This is a genomic window from Salinisphaera sp. LB1 (assembly GCF_003177035.1).
Taxonomy (GTDB): domain Bacteria; phylum Pseudomonadota; class Gammaproteobacteria; order Nevskiales; family Salinisphaeraceae; genus Salinisphaera.
Genome location: NZ_CP029488.1, coordinates 1,257,269 through 1,276,214, shown reverse-complemented (window position 1 = coordinate 1,276,214; position 18,946 = coordinate 1,257,269). Strand labels below are relative to the sequence as shown.

General features: G+C 66.2%; 21 protein-coding genes. 6 read left to right on the top strand and 15 right to left on the bottom strand.

Annotation, left to right across the window (positions count from 1 at the left end; translation table 11 throughout):
- Nucleotides 1-56: 56 nt before the first annotated feature.
- The 6 genes from SALB1_RS05770 to SALB1_RS05745 form a co-directional block, all read right to left on the bottom strand.
- The gene (locus tag SALB1_RS05770; RefSeq protein WP_109992998.1) at nucleotides 57-446 is read right to left on the bottom strand and encodes a DUF2237 family protein; all 390 of its coding nucleotides are present in this window, start codon (nucleotides 444-446) and stop codon (nucleotides 57-59) included.
- Nucleotides 443-646, bottom strand: coding sequence for a DUF4174 domain-containing protein (locus tag SALB1_RS05765; RefSeq protein ID WP_109992997.1), 204 nt, complete (start codon nucleotides 644-646; stop codon nucleotides 443-445). Before SALB1_RS05765 ends, SALB1_RS05770 begins: the two co-directional genes overlap by 4 nt.
- A gap of 7 nt (nucleotides 647-653) precedes the next feature.
- A complete protein-coding gene (locus SALB1_RS05760; RefSeq protein ID WP_109992996.1) occupies nucleotides 654-1,445 on the bottom strand; it encodes a phytanoyl-CoA dioxygenase family protein in 792 nt (263 codons plus the stop codon).
- Nucleotides 1,446-1,846: 401 nt separating this feature from the next.
- Nucleotides 1,847-2,344 carry a DUF2147 domain-containing protein gene (locus tag SALB1_RS05755; RefSeq protein WP_109992995.1) on the bottom strand — a complete coding sequence of 166 codons (498 nt, stop codon included), beginning with the start codon at nucleotides 2,342-2,344 and terminating at the stop codon, nucleotides 1,847-1,849.
- A 222-nt stretch (nucleotides 2,345-2,566) separates the two neighbouring features.
- Complete coding sequence (locus SALB1_RS05750) at nucleotides 2,567-2,806, bottom strand: hypothetical protein (protein ID WP_109992994.1); 240 nt, start codon at nucleotides 2,804-2,806, stop codon at nucleotides 2,567-2,569.
- 41 nt (nucleotides 2,807-2,847) lie between these two features.
- The gene (locus SALB1_RS05745) at nucleotides 2,848-3,264 is read right to left on the bottom strand and encodes a DUF3015 family protein (RefSeq protein ID WP_109992993.1); all 417 of its coding nucleotides are present in this window, start codon (nucleotides 3,262-3,264) and stop codon (nucleotides 2,848-2,850) included.
- 212 nt (nucleotides 3,265-3,476) lie between these two features.
- On the opposite strand from SALB1_RS05745, the gene SALB1_RS05740 reads away from it, so the two are divergent.
- Nucleotides 3,477-4,409, top strand: coding sequence for a haloalkane dehalogenase (locus SALB1_RS05740; RefSeq protein WP_109992992.1), 933 nt, complete (start codon nucleotides 3,477-3,479; stop codon nucleotides 4,407-4,409).
- Here SALB1_RS05740 and SALB1_RS05735 read toward each other — a convergent pair.
- A complete protein-coding gene (locus tag SALB1_RS05735) occupies nucleotides 4,406-4,906 on the bottom strand; it encodes a metallophosphoesterase (RefSeq protein ID WP_109992991.1) in 501 nt (166 codons plus the stop codon). The genes SALB1_RS05740 and SALB1_RS05735 overlap by 4 nt on opposite strands.
- 72 nt (nucleotides 4,907-4,978) lie before the next feature.
- On the opposite strand from SALB1_RS05735, the gene SALB1_RS05730 reads away from it, so the two are divergent.
- Nucleotides 4,979-5,710, top strand: a complete 732-nt coding sequence (locus tag SALB1_RS05730) for a ParA family protein (protein WP_109992990.1) — start codon at nucleotides 4,979-4,981, stop codon at nucleotides 5,708-5,710.
- A 279-nt stretch (nucleotides 5,711-5,989) separates the two neighbouring features.
- Here SALB1_RS05730 and SALB1_RS05725 read toward each other — a convergent pair whose 3' ends face one another.
- The gene (locus SALB1_RS05725) at nucleotides 5,990-6,577 is read right to left on the bottom strand and encodes a pseudouridine synthase (protein ID WP_109992989.1); all 588 of its coding nucleotides are present in this window, start codon (nucleotides 6,575-6,577) and stop codon (nucleotides 5,990-5,992) included.
- Between the two features lie 7 nt (nucleotides 6,578-6,584).
- On the bottom strand, nucleotides 6,585-9,173 hold the full coding sequence (mprF, locus tag SALB1_RS05720) for a bifunctional lysylphosphatidylglycerol flippase/synthetase MprF (RefSeq protein ID WP_158590640.1): 2,589 nt from the start codon (nucleotides 9,171-9,173) through the stop codon (nucleotides 6,585-6,587).
- Between the two features lie 338 nt (nucleotides 9,174-9,511).
- Between mprF and SALB1_RS05715 the strand changes: the two genes are divergently transcribed.
- The gene (locus tag SALB1_RS05715; RefSeq protein WP_109992987.1) at nucleotides 9,512-10,009 is read left to right on the top strand and encodes a universal stress protein; all 498 of its coding nucleotides are present in this window, start codon (nucleotides 9,512-9,514) and stop codon (nucleotides 10,007-10,009) included.
- 111 nt (nucleotides 10,010-10,120) lie between these two features.
- Here the strand turns inward: SALB1_RS05715 and SALB1_RS05710 are convergent, their stop codons facing one another.
- Entirely contained in the window at nucleotides 10,121-10,714 is a 594-nt protein-coding gene (locus SALB1_RS05710; protein ID WP_145961245.1) for a pyridoxal 5'-phosphate synthase, read from the bottom strand.
- Between the two features lie 238 nt (nucleotides 10,715-10,952).
- On the opposite strand from SALB1_RS05710, the gene SALB1_RS05705 reads away from it, so the two are divergent.
- Nucleotides 10,953-11,270, top strand: a complete 318-nt coding sequence (locus tag SALB1_RS05705; RefSeq protein WP_120247042.1) for a universal stress protein — start codon at nucleotides 10,953-10,955, stop codon at nucleotides 11,268-11,270.
- A gap of 282 nt (nucleotides 11,271-11,552) precedes the next feature.
- Here SALB1_RS05705 and SALB1_RS05700 read toward each other — a convergent pair whose 3' ends face one another.
- From SALB1_RS05700 to SALB1_RS05690, 3 genes are read right to left on the bottom strand one after another with little or no spacing between them, the layout of a single operon-like run.
- A complete protein-coding gene (locus SALB1_RS05700) occupies nucleotides 11,553-12,296 on the bottom strand; it encodes an amino acid ABC transporter ATP-binding protein (RefSeq protein WP_109992985.1) in 744 nt (247 codons plus the stop codon).
- Nucleotides 12,293-13,120 (bottom strand): amino acid ABC transporter permease, encoded by an 828-nt coding sequence (locus SALB1_RS05695; RefSeq protein WP_109992984.1) that lies wholly within the window; start codon nucleotides 13,118-13,120, stop codon nucleotides 12,293-12,295. The genes SALB1_RS05700 and SALB1_RS05695 overlap by 4 nt, the downstream gene beginning before the upstream one ends.
- 8 nt (nucleotides 13,121-13,128) lie before the next feature.
- Entirely contained in the window at nucleotides 13,129-13,917 is a 789-nt protein-coding gene (locus SALB1_RS05690) for an ABC transporter substrate-binding protein (protein ID WP_109995291.1), read from the bottom strand.
- A 381-nt stretch (nucleotides 13,918-14,298) separates the two neighbouring features.
- Here SALB1_RS05690 and SALB1_RS05685 point away from each other — a divergent pair, with 381 nt between their 5' ends.
- Nucleotides 14,299-16,191, top strand: coding sequence for a monovalent cation:proton antiporter family protein (locus SALB1_RS05685; protein WP_147420759.1), 1,893 nt, complete (start codon nucleotides 14,299-14,301; stop codon nucleotides 16,189-16,191).
- Nucleotides 16,192-16,235: 44 nt separating this feature from the next.
- Here SALB1_RS05685 and SALB1_RS05680 read toward each other — a convergent pair whose 3' ends face one another.
- Nucleotides 16,236-17,069 carry a lipid-binding SYLF domain-containing protein gene (locus SALB1_RS05680; protein WP_158590639.1) on the bottom strand — a complete coding sequence of 278 codons (834 nt, stop codon included), beginning with the start codon at nucleotides 17,067-17,069 and terminating at the stop codon, nucleotides 16,236-16,238.
- A 276-nt stretch (nucleotides 17,070-17,345) separates the two neighbouring features.
- On the opposite strand from SALB1_RS05680, the gene SALB1_RS05675 reads away from it, so the two are divergent.
- Entirely contained in the window at nucleotides 17,346-17,987 is a 642-nt protein-coding gene (locus SALB1_RS05675; protein ID WP_109992981.1) for a LysE family translocator, read from the top strand.
- Between the two features lie 52 nt (nucleotides 17,988-18,039).
- Here the strand turns inward: SALB1_RS05675 and SALB1_RS05670 are convergent, their stop codons facing one another.
- Nucleotides 18,040-18,906 (bottom strand): aldo/keto reductase family oxidoreductase, encoded by an 867-nt coding sequence (locus tag SALB1_RS05670; protein WP_109992980.1) that lies wholly within the window; start codon nucleotides 18,904-18,906, stop codon nucleotides 18,040-18,042.
- Between the last annotated feature and the right edge of the window lie 40 nt (nucleotides 18,907-18,946).

Genomic DNA, 18,946 nt, shown 5'->3' with positions numbered 1-18,946 from the left:
GCAAAAGCGTTGCCGTCAGCCTAGCGTGCATCGGCAGCGTCTGCGAGCAAGACGGGCTACGACAGATCGATGGCATGCGCCTTTAGATCCGCCAGCGGCACGATCTCGAGCGCGGCTTCATGCGTGGCGGTCAGCGCCACGCGCGGCGGCACACCGGCTGCGAAGGCCTCGGCCCAGCGTGCGGCGCACAGGCACCAGCGATCATCCGCATCCAGCCCCGGGAAATCGAATGCCGGCCGTGGCGTGGCCAGATCGTTGCCACGTGCCGCCGAGAAGGCCAGAAAATCGTCGGTCATCACGGCACAGACCACGTGGCGGCCGGCGTCCTCCGGTCCGGTATGACAGAAGCCGTCGCGATAGAAGCCGGTGATCGGGGCATCGCAGCAACCGATCAACGGCTCGCCGAGTACGTTACGGGCGGTGGAGACGGGGGCGCGTGTGCTCATGACTGTTGCTGCATCTTCTGCGGCTGCATCGGCATCCGATCGATCGCATCGAGCAGGCCCTGGATATTGAGCTCACCCAGCTCGCTGGCCCTCAGCTTGCCCTTCTTGCCGAGCAGCACGGCCTGAAAGCCGCCTACGGTATGCCGTTTCGCCAGCGTGGATCGATCGGGCACGTTGTCGATGTTCGAGAGATTACGCATGCGATGTCTATCGGACCTGAATGGCCGGCCGGCGCGCCGAACGCGTGCCGGCCACCGGCGCGTTGTCGCGGCCGAAATAGCTGGTGACCACGGCCATCTTGCGTTCCGGGCCGGCATTGGCGCCCGCGGCATGGAACAACCCGGCATGGAAGAACAGGACATCGCCCGGCGCCAGCTCGGCGTATTCGGCGGTGGCGATCAGTTCGGCATTGGCCGGCAGATCCTCGCGCAGGAATTGGGCGTCGTCGAGCCGGTCCGCGCCAATCTCCATGCGGTGCGAGCCGGGCAGTAGACGCATGCAGCCGTTTTCCGGCGTTTCGTCGCCCAGCGCCAGCCAGGCATTGACCAGATGGGGTTGTGCAAACGACCAGTAGCGCAGATCGCGGTGCCAGGCCGTCGCCGAGGAATAGGCCGGGGCCTTGGTCATCACGCAATTGTGGTGGTTGGGTGTCAACCAGACCGTGGTGGAGTCCAGCAACTGAGCGACGATAGCCGTCAGCCGGTCGTCGGCCGCCCAATCGGCGAACCAGTGATCGCGATCAAAAGCGTCGAGCAACCGGCGAACGGTGTCGCCGCCCTCGGCCATACGCGAAGCCGGCGCGCCGGGATAGGCCACATCGGCCTCGTATTCAAGCGGTTCGACCGCGCGTTCCAGGTGGTCCAGTGCGATGCTGCGCATCGCGGCAATGCGCTCAGCATTGGCCAGCTGCCGCATGACGAGGAAGCCGTCGCGCGCGAACACTTCATTCTGCGCCGGCGTTAGACGCGGTTGCAGGGCGGTTTCGCTGGGCGTGGTCATGCACTTATTCTAGGGCCTGTTGCCGTTTCGTGCGAGTCCGCGCCAAGCGCTGTGTTGCGGCAAGACGAGGCGTAGTGCGCGCCGTGCAGTCACTCTGCACAAGCGTGCTACAACACTGGATTGCCGCAAAACAGCGCTTGTCCCTTCGGGTTGGGCCGCCCATAAAAAATTTACTAGGGGCGCCCGGCGGCGTTGCAAGTCTTGATCGTGGCACGCCACGACCGGCGACTCGCGCCTTGCCGGACACGATTTGTGGTCTCCAACGCGGCGCTCGCACGAAACGGCAACAGGCCCTGAAGTCGAAATCTGTGCTTGCCTACGCCCGAAAGCAGATTGTGGTTGCGGCATACGCCCCGGGGCGGCAAATTGCCGGGCTCCGGGGCGCGGTCGCGGTGTTGCGATCAGCTTCCCGATTGCGGTGCGGCGCCGACCGGGTGATGCAACAGATTCTGGTGCACGTGCTCGGCCTTGGGGTCGATACGGTGCCAGGTCTGGGTCTTGCCGAGCAGACTGATGCCGATGTAACCGCGCGCGTCGAGCGTGTCCGGTCCCTTGAGCGTGGCCTTCGCCTTATAGGTCTTGCCGCTATTCGGATCGTAGATGTGGCCGCCGTCGTATTCGCCGTGGCCCTGGTATTTCAGTCCGTGCAGGATCACGACGCCGAGCAGGCGACGCCCGCGCTTGTCGGGGTCGGGGTTTTTCGTGTCATAGCGGGGTTTGCCGCTGGCTGAGCCAACGATTCGGCCCGCATAACTGCCGCCGTTGTTGTACACCTGTACGTAGCCTCCGGTCTTGGTCTGCCAGACGCCAGTGATGTCGTTGGACTTGTAATTGGCCGCGGCGGCCGGCAGGGCGGCCATGAGCAGGCATAGAACGGTACTCAGAATGGTTAGGCGCATGGGGTTCTCCTCCCGTTGATTGTTTGTAGCGAAGGTGGCGCCGTGTGTCCGTACGGAAAATGAACGGCATCTTTTCAGATGCTATCCCGAGTTCACCGGCGTCGGCTACAGTTCGTCGCTCGGCTATTGCGTGCTCCGGCGTATGGTGCGGTGGGTGCGAACGGGCATAAAAAAACCGGCGCCGCGAACGACGCCGGTTTCGATGACGGGCCAAGGGCCGTCTTACATGCTGTTGTTCGACATGTCGTTGTTGCTCATCGAATTGCCACTCATGCTGTTACCGGACATGGTGTTACCGGACGTCGATCCACCCGACATGGCGTTCGAGCTCATGCTGTTGCTCGACATCGAGTTCGACGACATGCCGTTGTCGGAGGCGGTATTGCCGCTGTTGTTATTACCGCAGGCCGCCAGGCCGATCGACAGCAGAGCGGCAGCGGTAACCAGAATAACTTTCTTCATTTTCGATGCCTTCCTGAGGAAATTTGGCTTGAATGTACGCGCTATCCAGCTTGCGCGTCGATTCTGGATACGATTGTAGAGGCCGAGACCGACCGATCGCTGAACAGTGCGCGATAATGCGCTTGCATCCAGCGTGCCAGCGCGCGATGGTCCGGCTTGTTCAAAAGAACAGCCAGCGCGTCGATATCCTCGCCGCCACCGACAGCGGCCTGGCGTGCCAGTTGCGGGCGTTGCGATCGCACGAACGCGTCGGCATCGGCGTAGCGGGGCCCATCCGGCCGGGTCACGGAGGCGTGGCTGGTGGCCCGGCTGACATGCGCCACGCCCTTGAGCGTGGTCACGGAAGCCTGGCCGGCCCGCCGCGTCGTGCTTGAAAGCGCGGTGCAGCCGGCCAGCAGCAACAACGCGCTCATCAGGCCGATGACAACGATCGGCCGCCGATGCCGGGATTGGATCATGAAATGGAGCATAAACCCGACGCCAGCGCCTGTCGTGTGTGAGTTCGCGTCATGAATTTCGCCTGTATTTTCCTGCCTGGCAATGAGGCGGAAAAGTGGCGAAACCGCACGCTTGATTTGCGTAACCAGACCCTAGCGTGTTGTCTTGATACGCTCAAGCGCGGATCGGGGCTGTCGGGACCGCCAACCGCTGCCGGAGGCAGGTTTTGCGCATGAGACCGAATCGATTGTCGAGCGATTCAGCCGCGTGTCTGCGCACGCCCGCCGGCCGGTTCGAAGCCCTGCCGGATTTCGACTATCCGGCCGTTTGCACCGATGTCGGTGGCGGCGTGCAGATGGCGCACGTCGAGGCCGGCCCGCGCGGCGGCCGGCCGATCGTCCTGATGCACGGCGAGCCGACATGGGGCTTTGTTTATCGGTCCATGATCCGGCCGCTCGCGGCCGCGGGATATCGGGTGTTGGTGCCGGACCTGATCGGTTTCGGCCGTTCGGACAAGCCGGTGGCGATCGCCGCCCACAGTTATCGCGCCCATGTGGACTGGGTACGCGCCTGGTTGGATGCGCTGGGTCTGTCCGACATCACACTCTTCGCCCAGGATTGGGGCGCTCTGATCGGTCTGCGATTGTTGGCCGAGCAGACGGCGCGTTTTGCCAGGGTTTTCGTGGGCAACGGCTTTTTGCTGACCGGCGATGAACCGCGTCGGCCACTGATTTTTGCATGGCGGGCTTTCGCCCGGTATTCGCCGGTTTTCCCGATCGGCGCGATGTTGCAGGTCGGGACCCGGCGCTGGTTGTCACGTGCGGAAAGGGCTGCCTATGCCGCGCCGTTTCCCGATGCCCGCTACATGGCCGGGCCGCGGGCACTGCCGCGTCTTTTGCCCCTGTCGCCGCAGGATCCCGAGCATGCCGCCAACCGCGCGGCGTGGGCGTCGCTCGAACGCTTCGCGCGCCCCTTTCATACCTGTTTTTCCGATGGCGACCCGGTCACGCGCGGTGGCGATCGTGTCTTTCGCGAACGCGTTGCCGGCGCGGGCGCGGCGCGCCACTGCACCGTCCCCCGGGCCGGTCATTTCCTGCAGGAGGACGCCGGCGACACGATCGCGCGATTCATGCTCGCGCAGCTGCGTCGGCCGGATGATCGCTAGCCTTGTCGCGTACGCCGCCTGCCCGCAAGCGGCTCGAACACCACCGGTTCGACACGCCAGACGCCAGCTTCGGCGATGAGTTCGATATAGCCCGGCCCGCCGTAGGCGCGGCTCTTGCCGGCCGCGCCGGGGTTGAGCAGCCAGGGGGTGTCCCCGGTTTCCAACACGCGACGATGACTGTGGCCGCAGACCACCGCACGCGCATCGGGGAATTCGGCACGCAGACGGCGATGGCGTGTCCGCGCCGGCCATTGGTGGCCGTGCATCATCGCCAGTCGCCCGCCCGGCAGATCGCGACTCACCGCCTCGGGCCAGGGGGCGTCTGCCGGGTCGTTGTTGCCGGAGACGATGATCGTCTCGTCGGCGAGCGCCGCAAGTTCGGCGGCGATGCCGTCGCCGACGTCGCCGGCGTGCCAGATCAGCGCCGCGCCCGCCGCGGACTCGGCGATACGCGGGTCGAGAAAGCCGTGGGTGTCGGCCAGGATGACGATTCGCATCGGGGCAATATAGCAAGGGCTGGCTCGCTGCCACGCATGCACGCGCGATGCGTTTGTCGTAACCTTGGGCGCATGAAGACCTGGGCGCTGTACAGTCTGAAAGGTGGTGTCGGCAAGACGGCCGCCGCCGTCAACCTCGCTTACGAGGCGGCCGCGGCCGGCCGCCATGTGCTTCTCTGGGATCTCGACCCCCAGGGCGCGGCGAGCTGGTATTTCGGCATCGACGAACCGGCCGGCATCTCGGCCAAGAAGATCGTGGCCGGCAGTGTGCCGCTGGGTCGCTACGTACAGCCCACAGCCTACGAGCGGCTGTCGGTATTGCCGGGCGATCGGGGTTATCGCCAATGGGACGCCGAGATCCATGCGGCCAAGAGCCCGCGCAAGGTGCTGGAGCGGCTGATCGAACCGTTTTCCGAGACCTACTCGCTGCTGATTCTCGACTGCCCGCCGGGCATCGGCGCGCTGGCGACGGCGATCCTGCGGGCCGCGGATCGTGTGCTCGTGCCGGTCGTCCCCACGCCGCTGTCGCTGCGGGCGCTGGACGAGGTGCTGGAGCACATCGCGGAAAAGAAAGTCGGCAAGACCCGAGTGCGGCCGTTCTTTGCCATGGCGGATCGCCGCCGCCGCCTGCACCGACAGCTGATCGAACAACCGCCGGAGAGCATGGCCCAGGCGCCCGATGTATTCATCGATTACAGCAGCCATGTCGAACAGATGGGCACCCATCGTGCGCCCGTGCGCGCATTCGCGCCCCGCAGCCGCGCCGCCACCCAGTTCACCGAGCTGTACCGCGCGCTGGACTAGCATCCCGTAGCGTCAGTTCATCGCTCTGCTTCGGCGCTTTTTCGCGCCGCAAGCGTTATTAACCCGACACAAAAATAGATGATTTTTCGGGTTAATAGCGCGCGTATGCGACCGCATGCTTGCCGCGGCCATTGGCCGCGAAGCCTTTGAAAATAAAAGACGGACAAGCGCCGGCTTTTATTTTTGAAGGCGTTGAAAACAGCTGATGAAGTCAGCTGTTTTGTTGCCGGATTAATAACAGGCCCGCCGGCGCGGTGCCGTGTGAAACGGCAATAACCCTTAGAAATCCCGCCACTGGCCGGGCCTGAGGTCGCCGAGGTGCCAGCCGCCGATCGCGATGCGTACCAGGCGCAGCGTGGGCAGATCGACCGCGGCGGTCATGCGTCGGACCTGGCGGTTGCGGCCCTCGGTGATGGTGATCGCCAGCCATTGGGTCGGCACGGTCTTGCGATAGCGCACCGGCGGCTGGCGGGGCCAGAGCGTGGGCTCGTCCATGCACACGACATCGGCCGGCGCGGTCGGGCCGTCCTTGATCGTCGGACCGGCGCGCAGGGCGGCGAGTTGGTGCGCGTCCGGCATGCCTTCCACCTGCGCCCAGTAAGTCTTGGGCATCCCGCGTTGCGGCTGGGTGATCTTCGCGTTGAGCTTGCCGTTGTTGGTCAGCAGTAACAGCCCCTCGCTGTCGCGATCCAGCCGGCCGGCCGGGTAGACGCCCGGCACATCGACATAATCGGCCAGTGTCGTGCGGCCGGCATCGTCGGTGAACTGGGACAGCACGTCGAACGGTTTGTTGAGCCCAATCAGGCGCGTCGGTGCCGACGGGCGCGGGCGTTTTCGCCGCGGGGCGGTTTGGGACCGGGTCGGCACGAGCCGCTCAGCGCCCGATGATATGGCGGTAGCCGCCGGCCACCAGGGCGGCGAGATCGAGCTGTAGCGCGGACAGGCCGGCCTCCGGCGGGTAAGCCAGATACATCGATTGCCAGGCCGGGTGCCATTTTTCCTTGAATGCGCGCAGCCCCTTGTAGTTGTAGAAGCGGTTGCCGTGCTCGAAGGCAAGGCGGGCGAGCTGTTCGGCGGTGTTGGCCCACGGCGTGTCGCCCACGCCCGCCAGCGGCGCCATGCCGAGATTGAACCAGTGGTAGCCCATGGCCTGTGCCTCCTGCATCAGGCGCACGAACAGGAAATCCATGGTGCCGCCGGGCGCGCGCTCAAGATGACGCATCAGGTCGATCGAGAATTCCTCGCGATGCCCGTAGCTTGGCAGAATGCTGGCGAATGCGACCAGCACGCCATCGGCATCGCGCACCAGCGCCACCGGCGCACGCTGGATGTAGCGCTCATCGAAACGACCCAGCGAGAAGGCTTTTTCCGCGGGCTTTTCGCCGAGCCAATCATCCGACACGACGCGTAGCTCGCCCATCAACCCGCCATCGAACGGCGGCTCGCGCATCTCGAAGGTCAGACCCAGCCGATTGCCGCGGTTGATCGCGCCTCGCTTGTCTTCGTTGACCCGCCCCTTCATCGAAAAATTGACCAGATCGACGCGCCCGATTTCGCCCAGCTTGAACAGGGCGAAGCCGTGGTCCAGATAGTCCGACAGATAATCGGGGCCGACCTGGTAAAACACTGGTGTGCAATGCGCGGCTTCGGCGAAACGCCGGAAATCGGCGATCGCGGCGCGGCGCGCCTCGCTATCGCCGACGGGATCGCCGAGGGCGACCAGGCGGTTGCGAATGGCGGCGAAGCCGATCATGGCCCGGTCGCCGGCGCTGTAGCGCAGCGTCTTGTCGCCCAGCAGCATGAGATGGGAATAGCCGTTGGAGCCATGCCGACCGAGCCACTCGATCAGGGCATCCAGGTCGCTCGCCGTCGGCAGTTTCAGCTCGGGACGCGGCCAGCGCGGCCAGCTCCAGGCCATGAGCACAATCACGCTGATCAGCGCGATCATCAGCCCGCGCAGGAAACGCGGTCCATGCGCGCCGAAATTGAAGTGAAAGACGCTGGCGCCGTGCGCCGGGTAAAACGCCTGGCCGATAATGAAATAGACGGCGAGCGCAGCCGCGAGCGTGGCGAGCCACTGCCATTCGCCGAGTTGGCGGGCCAGGCTGCCGCGGCGGTCGAACGAGGCACGATTGAGCCAGAGCACGCCGGCCACTGCCGTCAGCATCAGGCTCGTACCCCAGTCCAGGCCGCGCAGCAGGCCGAACGCCGCGCCCGCGATGAGCAGACCGAGCGCCAGCCAGAGCGCGCGTGTCAACCGCAGCGACAGGCCGCGGGCCGCAAACACCAGTGTCAGGCCCACCGCCACGCTCGCCATGTGGCTGGCCTCGACCGCGCCCAGCGGCAACCAGGCGTGCAGCAGGCGCGTGTGGGCGATCAGGTTGGGGAACGCCGCGCCGGCCAGCAGTACCACGCCGCAGGCGGCGGTCAACCAGGCGAGCACGCGAATCCCCAGATCGACCACGCGTCCGACCGGCCAGGCCATGAGCTGGATCGCCGGATGCGTGCGGACCGTTTCGGCCATCCGGGTCGAGCGCAGTTCATTGGCGCCGAGTGCCAGCGCCACGATGAGCGGCACCAGATAATAAGCCACACGGTAGAGCACGAGCGCGGCCACCGCGGTGGCCGCATTGACGTCGTGCGCGGCCAGAAGCGCCACCAGCGTGACGTCGAATACGCCGAGCCCGCCGGGCAGGAAACTGAGCATGCCGAGCGTGGCCGCCAGCGCGAAGGCGGCGATCACGGCGGCCGGCGACACGTCGGCGCCGAGTACCGCCAGACAGCCCCACAGCAACGCGCCGGCGATCGCCCAGTCGATCACCGAGGCCGCCATGAAAACGGCGGCCTGCCAGGGGCGGATGCGTTCGATCGCCTGCAGCGGGCCGATGCGCAGCAGCGATGTCGTAGCGAGCGCGAAATACGCCGGCAGATAGAGTGCGATGACGCCGAGCGCGATCAGGACCAGCAGCTCCGGGACCGGCGTGGCCGCCAGGATCGCCGGACGCACGATCAGAGTCACCCAGGCCAGCGCCGACAAACCCAATGGCGAAGCGCTGGCTACCAGCGCCGCGTAGCGCACGGCGGCCGCGGTGGCCGCGCCGTCGCGCGTGAGCAGCAACACTCGCAGCCCGGAACCGGTGATGCCCGACAGGCTCGCGATGTTGTTGATGCCGTTGGCCAGCATGCCCAGGCGCAGACTGGTGGCCACGCGTCGGTCGAGCCCGATGAAGCGGGCCGCCAGCACGTCATAGCTCGACATGACCGCGATCGCAAACAGCCCGCCGAGGCCCAGTACCCCGAGCAGGGTCGGTGGCACGCTGGCCAGCGCATGCTGGATCGCGGCCAGGTTCACATGTCTCGATTCGACCAGCAGCAGCGCGGCAACGACCGCGATCAGCAGCAGCGGTGCGAACCGGCGCAGGCGTGCCGCGGTGGAACAGCGGTCGACTGAGGTATCGGACATGACGTCTTCCCGGGGGAGCCGTGGCCAGGCGCAAGGGCCTAGCGTGTGCGCGCATCGTACATGCCCCCGATTGTCGTTTGATGCCGGTGGCCGTTTTGCCTGAACGCGGATGCGGCGCGTGCCCTCGAAAATTTTTGTAAAGCCAAAGGCGACGCGATCAGCACGCCGGTTCAGGTCGGGCGCGGGGAGCGCGACCGCAGTGGGCGGCGACATGTCGCCGTGAAACGGGCCCGCGGTATCGCGCACCGGTGCGCCGGGGTTGATCCGGATCAATCGTGCGTCGCCGTCGAACGCCGACACTGGGCACTCGCTTTCGCCCACTGATCGAGGTGCTCATCATGTCGCAAACGATACTCGTGCCACTGGATCTCCACCAACCCGCGGTACTCGACCGCGTGTTCGAAGCCGTCGGTCGCCAGGTTCGCATCGAGCCGGCCACGGTGGTGTTGCTCAACGTGGAGCTCGGGCATTACGCCACCGCCTATCCGTACATGGATTCCGATTACGTGGCGCGTTATACCCGGCATGCCCGCAAGGAGCTCACCCGGATCGGCGAGGAACGGCTGGGCGACCGCTGCGACTGGCGCATCGAAGTTGAGCTCGGGCCGGTCGCCCGGACGATCGTGCGAGCCGCCGACCGGCTCGAGGCCGATCTGATCATCCTGGCCTCGCACAACCCGGTGGTCTGGGACGTGTTCCTGGGCAGCACCGCTGCCCAGGTGGTCAAGCACGCACGGCATTCGGTGCTGGTGGTCCGGCAAGCCAACGAGGTCGAAGAGGCTGCGTCGAAAGGGGCGAAAACCGAGCACGATACCGCCAGCTCGTCGGCTGGCTGAGACGTCCGGCGCCCGGGCCGCCTGTGCCGGATGCCACGCTCGATTTTTGCCGCCGTACCCTGCCTGCCGTTCGGCACGGGTCTGCCCGCGGGAGGCGGGCGACGGTATCGGTTACGGCGGCTGGCGGCTGACCTGCCAGCCGCCGCCGCTTTCCCGCTGATAGACCTGACGATAGCGCGCCCGGTCCCAGCCCGCGCTCCAGAATTCGACGCGTTCGGGGAGCAGACGATAGCCCTGCCACTGATCGGGCCGTGGCGGGTGTTCGAAGCTGTAATGCTGCCGGGTGCTGGCGATCCGCTCGGCCAGATTCTCGTCGTCGGTCGGGTCCGACATCGCGTCCAGGGCCGTGGCCACCAGCGCGCTCTCGCGCGGGCGTTTGCGCCATAGCAGGTCGGCGGTCGGTTCATCGAGCACTTCGCAGCGTCCCTCGACGACGGTTTGCTGCTCGATCTTGCGCCAGTAGAAACACAGCGCGGCGTAGGGGTTCCAGAGCAGTTGCCGGCCCTTGCCGCTGAACGTGTTGACGAAGAACGCGACGCCGTCGGGCAGCAGGTGAACGTAGACCGTGCGCGCCGATGGGCGGTTCAAAGCGGAATCCACCGTCGCCAGCGTGGCGGCCAACGGCTCGATCTCGCCGGCCTGGTAGGCGTGCTCGATCACGCGAGCGAGATCTGCCAGCGGATCGAGGCTGTCGTCGGTATGCATGATGAATCTGCCGCCGTGTACCGTGATGGCATGATGGCCCGGCGCGGGTGCGGCAGTCTTGATCCGGATCAAACGTGGGCCCGCCGCGCGGTGACGATGGACGCAGGGCCATCAGCGGGGGCGATCATGGCGCATAGAGAGTCTGCTACCGATCGATCCGGAACAAACGCCCGACCTGGACGATATCTTCGCGGCCGCGCTCGAACAGGCGGGCCTGCACGAAGTACGTTCATCGTTCTTGCTGCCGCGGCTGTCGGTGGGCTATTTCCCCTCGATCGAGCGCCGTTACATGCACAAGATCACGGGCGAGGCCCAGCGTCATCTGGATCGTATGGCTCAGGCGCGGCTGGGCACCCGATTCGCCTGGAGCGCCCATGTGCTGACTGGCTCGGCGGGCCGCATGATCGTGCATGCCGCCGACGACCACGAGGTCGACCTGGTCGTGATGGCCTCGCACAACCCGTGCCGTAGCGATGTGCTGCTGGGCAGCGTCGCCGGCTGGATGGTCCGGCATGCGCGGCACTCGGTTCTGGTCGTGCGGCCGGCGGCTTATTAACCCGGCACAAAAATAGATGATTTTTCGGGTTAATAGCGCGCGTATGCGACCGCATGCTCGCCGCGGCCATCGGCCGCGAAGCCTTTGAAAATAAAAGACGGACAGGCGCCGGCTTTTATTTTTGAAGGCGTTGAAAACAGCTGATCAAGTCAGCTGTTTTGATGCCGGATTCATAGCGCCGGTTCCAACCGACGCCTGGCGTTGCCCGCGGCAGCGGCCGCGGACCATCGACGCCGGCCCGGGGCGGGCCGTGGCGTGAAGGCGGCACGAACCCGGCAGGTCCTAACCCGACACCGACACCCGCTGTAGAAAGTCGCGGGTACGCTCGATGCGCGGCTGGCCGAGCACTTGTGCGGGGGCGCCCTGTTCGACGATGCGCCCGGCATCCATGAACACCACCCGGTCGGCGACTTCGCGCGCGAAACCCATTTCGTGAGTGACCACGATCATGGTCGTGCCGGCATCGGCGAGGCGCCGCATGACCGTCAGCACATCGCCGACCAGCTCGGGGTCGAGCGCCGATGTCGGTTCGTCGAACAGCATCAGAGCCGGGTCCATCGCCAGTGCCCGGGCGATCGCCACGCGCTGTTGCTGGCCGCCCGACAATTCGCTGGGATAGGCCGTGGCGCGATCGGCCAGACCGACCCATTCGAGCTGTTGCCGGGCCTTGCGCTCGGCATCCGCACGCTTGAGGCCGAGCACCGTGCGCAGGGCCAGCGCGCAGTTGTCGAGCACGTTGCGATGGGCGAACAGATTGAACTGCTGAAACACCATGCCGATCTGGCGCCGGGCGGCGTCGATATCGCAGTCTGGATCGGTGAGATCGACACCGGCGACGACGACGCGCCCGGCGTCCGGCGTTTCCAGCCGGTTCACGCAGCGCAGCAGGGTCGACTTGCCCGAGCCCGACGGCCCGATCACGCACACCACTTCGCCGCGCGCGACCGCCAGATCGATATCGTCGAGCACGCGTCTGCCGGCAAAGGTCTTGGCCACGCCGGCCAGTTCCACCAGGGCGGCGCTCATGCCGGGCGCCCGGCCGCGGCGCGTGCTTCCATGCGTCGCACCAGTAGCGACAGCGGCAGCGTGATGATCAGATAGCCGAGGCCGGCCACCACCAACGGCGTGATGTTGACGTGATTGTTCGCGGCGGCACGGCCGAACTTGGTCAGATCGAAATCGGCCGCCGACAGGCCGACGATGAACACCAGCGAGGAATCCTTGATCAGCATGATCAGTTCGTTGGTCAGGGGCGGAATCATCAGGCGGAACGCCTGTGGCAGGGTGATCTGGCGCAGGGTCTGCGCCGGTGTCAGGCCCAGCGAGCGGGCGGACTCGATCTGGCCGCGGGGCACGGCCAGAATACCGGCGCGGATGGTCTCGGCCATATAAGCGCTGCCGACGATGCCCAGCGCCGCCCAGACCGTACCGTAGGGTGAAAACGGGATGGCCAGTCCCTGGAACGCCAGCGGCAGCAGCGACAGCGCGATGAATACGATCAGCGCCGGCAGCCCGCGGAAGAACTCGATATAGAGCGTCGCCAGCCAGCGATAGGGCGCGACCTCGGACAAGCGCATCAGCGCCAGCAGGGTGCCGGCCGCCAGGCCGATCACGAAACCGCCGGCGCTGTAGACGAGCGTGTTCCACAACGCCCGCCACAGACCGTGGACGGCGGTGTTCACAATCAGCGCCGGATCGAAGAAGGTATGCCCGATCGTCGGCCAGTCGGCCATGTACGCGGCGAGGGCGAGTATGAGCGCGAGGACGATGTACTGGATCGCGCGGCGTCGACGCGCGCGCTGGCGCGGGCTGCGGCCGGCGGGTGCGGGCTGTCGGTCGGTCGCGGCCATGCCTTCGATCAGGGCGTGCTGGATGTCGGCGCGTGGCCGAACCAGTGGCGGTAACGGGCCGCGTAGGTGCCGTTGTTGCGGGCCTTGGCGAGCACGTCGTTCAATCGGCCGATCAGTTTGTCGGCGTTGTCGTTGTCCTTGGCGGCCATGAAGCCGTAGCGCTCGCCGGTATCGAAGGTCTGCGCGACCCGCGTGTCGGGGTTGCGGGCGGCGTAGTAAGCCATCGGGCCATTGTCGCCGATCGCGGCTGCCACCTTGCCGGCGCTCACGGCCGTGGTCATCAGCGCGAGATCATCGAACACCACGGGTGTGTAGTGGTATTGCTCGGCGTGTTTTTTCGCATACACCGCGCCGGTGGTGTCGGTCTGCATGCCGAGCCGCTTGTCGGCCAGATCGGCCAGACTCGACACGCCGGCCTTTCTGGAGACCAGCAGGGCCTGCGTCGCCTTGAAGTAAGGCGCGGAGAACTGCACCGCCTTCTTGCGGGCGGCGGTGATGGTCGCACCGCCCATCGCCAGATCGCATTTATGGGCCGCGAAGGCGGCACCGCTGGTGATCTGGTTCCAGTCCATGCTCACCACATCGAGTTTGACGCCGAGATTGTTCGCAAGCAGCCGCATGAGATCGACGTCGAAGCCGACTACCTTGCCGGCGTCGTTGGTGAACTCGAACGGCTTGTAGGGCAGGTGCGTGCACACCGTCAATTGCTGCCGATGGACCAGATGAATGCCGTCAACCGTCCCGCCCGACTGCTGGGAACAGGCGCCGAGCCCGAGCGTGAGCAGCAGCAGGGCCATGATCGGGAGAAGGCGGCGAAGCCGGCGGAATCGGATGGCGCGCAAGGGGTGTCCGGATTCGGTAAGGGAGTTGATGGCCTATCAGTTTGCCATAGACTGAGCATAAAGCCCGGCGCCATGATGTCGTCGCCGTCACGCTTGCGCCGCTCGGCATTGCCAACCCGGACGGGGCCGGGTGAAACGGCACGGGAGCCGGCGTAAACAGCGCTTGGGACTGCGACGCAAATAGCACACTATGTGGACTGCCTATGCACTTCGCGTGGTCGCCCGTTGGGGCTGGCCGCTCTCGACCACAGAACCTGATAGCGTCACGGCCGGCACCGGCGGCCGGCCATGATCGCCAACGCCGCCACGCGATAACCGGGCGCCGAAGCGGGCCCCGTGCCGCGTATTCCGTCCGCCCGACTCACCGACCGTATGCATTCCAACGATATCTCTTTCGTCCCGCTGCTGGTGGTCATCGCGCTGAGCTTCGCGGTGCCCGTGGCGCTGTCGCCGGTACGGCGTCTGGGCATCCCGGTGGTGGTCGGCGAGATCGCCGCCGGCATTCTGGTCGGCGACAGCGGCCTGCATCTGGTATCGCAGGATTTCGTGCTCAAGGTGTTGTCGGTGTTCGGCTTCGCCTACCTGATGTTCCTGTCCGGCCTGGAGATCGATTTCTCCGGCCTCGAGCCGCGCCGGGGCCTGCGCGCGAGCAAGGCCGGTGCCCGGCTCAAGCGCAATCCGTTCGTGATCGGTGGGGCGGCGTTCGCGCTCACCGCGCTGTGTTCGCTGGCTGCGGGGTTCTATCTGGCCGGTATCGGCCTGGTCGCACAGCCGTGGCTGATGGCGCTGATCCTGTCGACCACGTCGCTCGGCGTGGTGGCGCCGGTGCTCAAGGAACGCGGGCTGCTCGAAACCACTTATGGCCAGACCCTGCTGGTGGCGGCGCTGATCGCCGATTTCGTCACCATTCTGCTGGTCAGCGGCTACGCCATGCTGCGTGTGGGCGCGACCGTGGATCTGCTGCTGATCCTGGTGCTGCTGCTCGCCTTCGTCGCCGCCTGGCGCCTGGCCGAGCGCGCGCGCTCGCACCTGCCGGCCCAACGACTCATGCATGCCTTGTCCACCGCCACTTCGCAGATCCGCGTGCGTGGCTCGATGGCGTTGGCGCTGGTCTTCATCGCGCTGGCCGAGAGCCTCGGCATCGAGAACATTCTGGGGGCGTTTCTGGCCGGTGTGATCGTATCCATGCTGTCGGGCAGCGAGAGTTCGGTGCTGCGCGAGAAACTCGATGCGATCGGCTACGGTTTCTTCATCCCGATCTTTTTCATCATGGTCGGGGTCAAGTTCGACCTGCCGGCGCTGCTGTCCTCCGAGTCGCCCTGGGAGACGATCGGCGTGCTGGTGGTCGCGGCCTTCGGCGTCAAGCTGGTGGGCTCGCTGGTGTTCCGGCTGGCCTTCGGCTGGCGTGAAACCTTCGCCGCCAGCACGCTGCTCTCGGCGCGCCTGTCGCTGATCATCGCGGTGGCCGCGATCGGGGTGGAGATCGGTGTGATCTCGCCGGCGCTGGATGCCGCCATCATTCTGGTCGCCATCATCAGTTGCCTGATCTCGCCGATCGCCTTCAGCCGTCTGGCGCCGCGGCGCTACCAGGCGGCGCAGCAGACGCTGGTAATCGGCGACGATCGCGACAGCCGCGCCCTGGCCGCCCGGCTCGAACAGATGGGCCGCAACGTGCGCACCGTCACCGCGCTGCCGGCCGGCGAGAACGGCAACCCGCCATCGCGGGCGCGGCTGTCGGAATGCCTGCGCGACGCCGGTATAGAGCAGGCACAGACCGTGATCGCCATGGCCGACACCGACGAAGACAATCTGCAGCTCTGCCGCGTGGCGCGCGAGGTGCACGCCGTGCGCAAACTGCTGGCCTGGGTGCGCGATCCGGCTTACAACGCGCGGTTCCGGTCCGCCGATGTGCGCATCGTCAACCCGGCCTATGCCAAGCTGCTGTTGCTGGAGAGCATGGCGCTGGACGCCGGCCAGATCGACGGCCGCGTGCACGAGGACGACAGCCACGAGATCCGTATCGCCAAGCTGCAGAACAGTTGGCTCGCGGATCGCGAGCTGCGGCATCTGAATCTGCCGGAAGGCACGCGGGTGCTACGGATCGAGCGCCGCGGTGCGGTGCTCGAGGCCGAGCCTTCCACCCTGCTGCGGGTCAACGACACGCTGACCGTGGTCGGTGCCCGCGACGATGTCGACGCCGTAACGCGCCGGTTGGCGCGCCGTTGGTAGGACGAAGGCGCCCGGCCAACGAGCCGGCCGGGCGCCGCAGCGTCTTACGAGGCGCCGTTGCTGTTGTTGTTACCGGCGTTGGCGCCCTGACCGTTCTGGCCCTTGACCGCCATGCCGGCGTTGTATTTCGAGGCCGGCGCGAACTGGTTCAGTGTCTTCGTGAACACTTCGATCGTTTTCGGAATCTTCGTCGGCTGGAACGGCTTGCCATGCGCGGCCTGGGCGCCGTAGATCGCCTGGTTGGCGTCCCGGTCGCGTGCCAGCGTGGCGCCCTTGATCGCAGCCCCCGCGAAGCCGCCGGAACTGCTCAGGCGATAAGTGATGATCGGCGCCGGCGCGGTGTGCACGCTGGCGTGGGCGCCCGCGGGCCCGACTGTGGCCGAGGCTTGGGCGCCGATTTTGACGTTGCCGTCGCGGAGATCCTGCATGGCCTTGTCACTCATAAACAACATGACCACTTGCGTGACCTTGGCGCCGGCCTGAAAGCCGACGCTGCCGCCGGACAGGCTGTAGAAGGTCGGGGCGGTCCGATCCCAGTTGCCGGAATCGTCGCGGCAGGCCACCAAGCCATCGCCATTCTTGCCGGCCACCAGGAAGCCTTCCTTGAACACGCTCGGGAATACGCCGATGCAGTGGGCGCCGTTGAGTAGCGACTGCGGAATGCGCTCCTGCGCGGGTTTCTGCATCTGGCCCTGCAGCACACCGGCCGCGCTGTAGGCGAGCTGGGTGGGCGTGCCGGCATTCACGCTGGCGCCGGCGCTGACGTGCGTGCCGCCCTGGTCGTGAGCGCCGTTGTTCTGGGCCAGGGCCGGGGCACAGGTGAATGCCAGGGCGGCGGCCGAAACGGCCGCGGCTGAAAGCTGATGTTTGCGCACCATAACAATGCTCCGCGTTATAGAATCGAGGGCAGCTCGACATGCCTGCTGCGCGGTCGCGCTTTTCGCCATCGGCCGGCAGGGTCGCCGGCGCGGCGTCGATCGACGGCATGCTGGTCGGACGTTTAATGCACGCTATCAGCAGCGCCTGCGCCCGTTAATCCGTGCGGCTGACTACTGCGACTACGGGGATTCCTCTATTCGCCCTGCAGCCCGCGCACGCATTGCTTCGGGTGGCGGCGCGAGCTAATTGCCAAGTACGCGGATCGAGGGTGATTCATGCCGGGTTTACACGAGTTTCTGCTTTTTGTCGGCGCCGGGCTTTTGCTCAATATCACGCCGGGGGCCGACATGCTCTTTGTGGTCAGCAATGCCGGGCGTTATGGGTTGGTCCGCGGCATTATGGCCGCCTGGGGCGTGTTTGCCGGTACGCTGGTGCATATCACCCTCGCCGTGGTCGGGCTGTCGGCGCTGCTGGCGGCGTCAGCCACGGCCTTCGCGCTGGTGAAGTATGTGGGCGCGGGTTATCTGGTCTATCTCGGTCTGCGGCTGTTGCTGGCGCGTCGCCATGCGCCCGGACCGGCCAAGGCGCCGCGCGATCGCCTGCCGGCGCCCCGGCTGGCTGCGGTCTTCCGGCGCGGGCTGCTCATCAACGTGCTCAATCCCAAGATCGCGTTGTTTTTCCTGGCGTTCCTGCCGCAGTTCATCGATCCCGCGGCCGGCGATCGCACGCTGGCCTTCGCCGTGCTCGGGCTGACTTTCAACAGCACGGGAACGGCCGTGAACTGTCTGGCCGCGCTGGCTGCGGTCGGCGTGGGTCAGCTGCCTGCGGTGCGCGCGATCGGCCGTGTGGCGGAGCGGCTCGTGGGCGCGCTGTTCGTGGGGCTGGGGGTTCGGTTGGCCGTGGGCCACATGGACTGACGCGACCAGCGATCGACCGGTCCCGAGGCTTGGCGTCTGTCGGGACAGGCGCTTACTCGTCGGCTACGCGGTCCAGCTCGGCCAGATCGTCAGCGGTCAATTCCAGGGCGGTCGCTGCCAGGTTCTCGCGCAGGTGCTGCGGCGACGAGGTGCCCGGTATCAGCAGGATGTTGGGCGAGCGTTGCAGCAGCCAGGCCAGCGCGATCTGCATCGGCGTGACGTTCCGGCGGGCGGCGACCGCGTCGAGAATCCCGGACTGCAGCGGATTAAAGCCGCCAAGCGGGAAGAACGGCACGTAGGCGATGCCGTGGTCGGCGAGCTCGTCGATCAGGGCATCGTCGTCGCGATGGGCGAGATTGTAGAAGTTCTGCACGCAGACGATATCCATGATCGCCCGGGCCTCGGCGACCTGGGTCGGGGTAACGTTGCTGAGACCAATATGCCGCACCAGCCCTTCGCGCTGCAGCTCGGCCAGTACGTCCAGCGCTTCGGCGAGCGAGCCTTCGGCCGGCCCGTGGGCCGAGAACATCGCCCGCAGGTTCACGACATCGAGCGTCTCCAGCCCAAGGTGTTGGAGATTGTCATGCACGGCGCGCCACAGTTCGTCCGGCGCGAATGCCGGATTCCAGGCGCCATCCTCGCCGCGTTTCGCGCCGATCTTGGTAACGAGCGTGAGATCCGCCGGATAAGGATGCAGTGCCTCGCGAATCAGGTGGTTGGTGACGTGCGGGCCGTAGAAGTCCGAGGTGTCGATATGATCGACCCCGCCGGCGAGCGCCTGCTGCAGAACCGCGCGGGCGGTATCGGGGTCTTTGGGTGGCCCGAATACGCCCGGGCCGGCCAGCTGCATGGCGCCGTAGCCCATGCGTTTGACGCGGCGATCGCCGAGTGTATAAGTGCCGGCCTGGTCGATGTTCATGCGGGCGCATCTGGCGTGTAGAACGCGAGTCAGGTTAGAC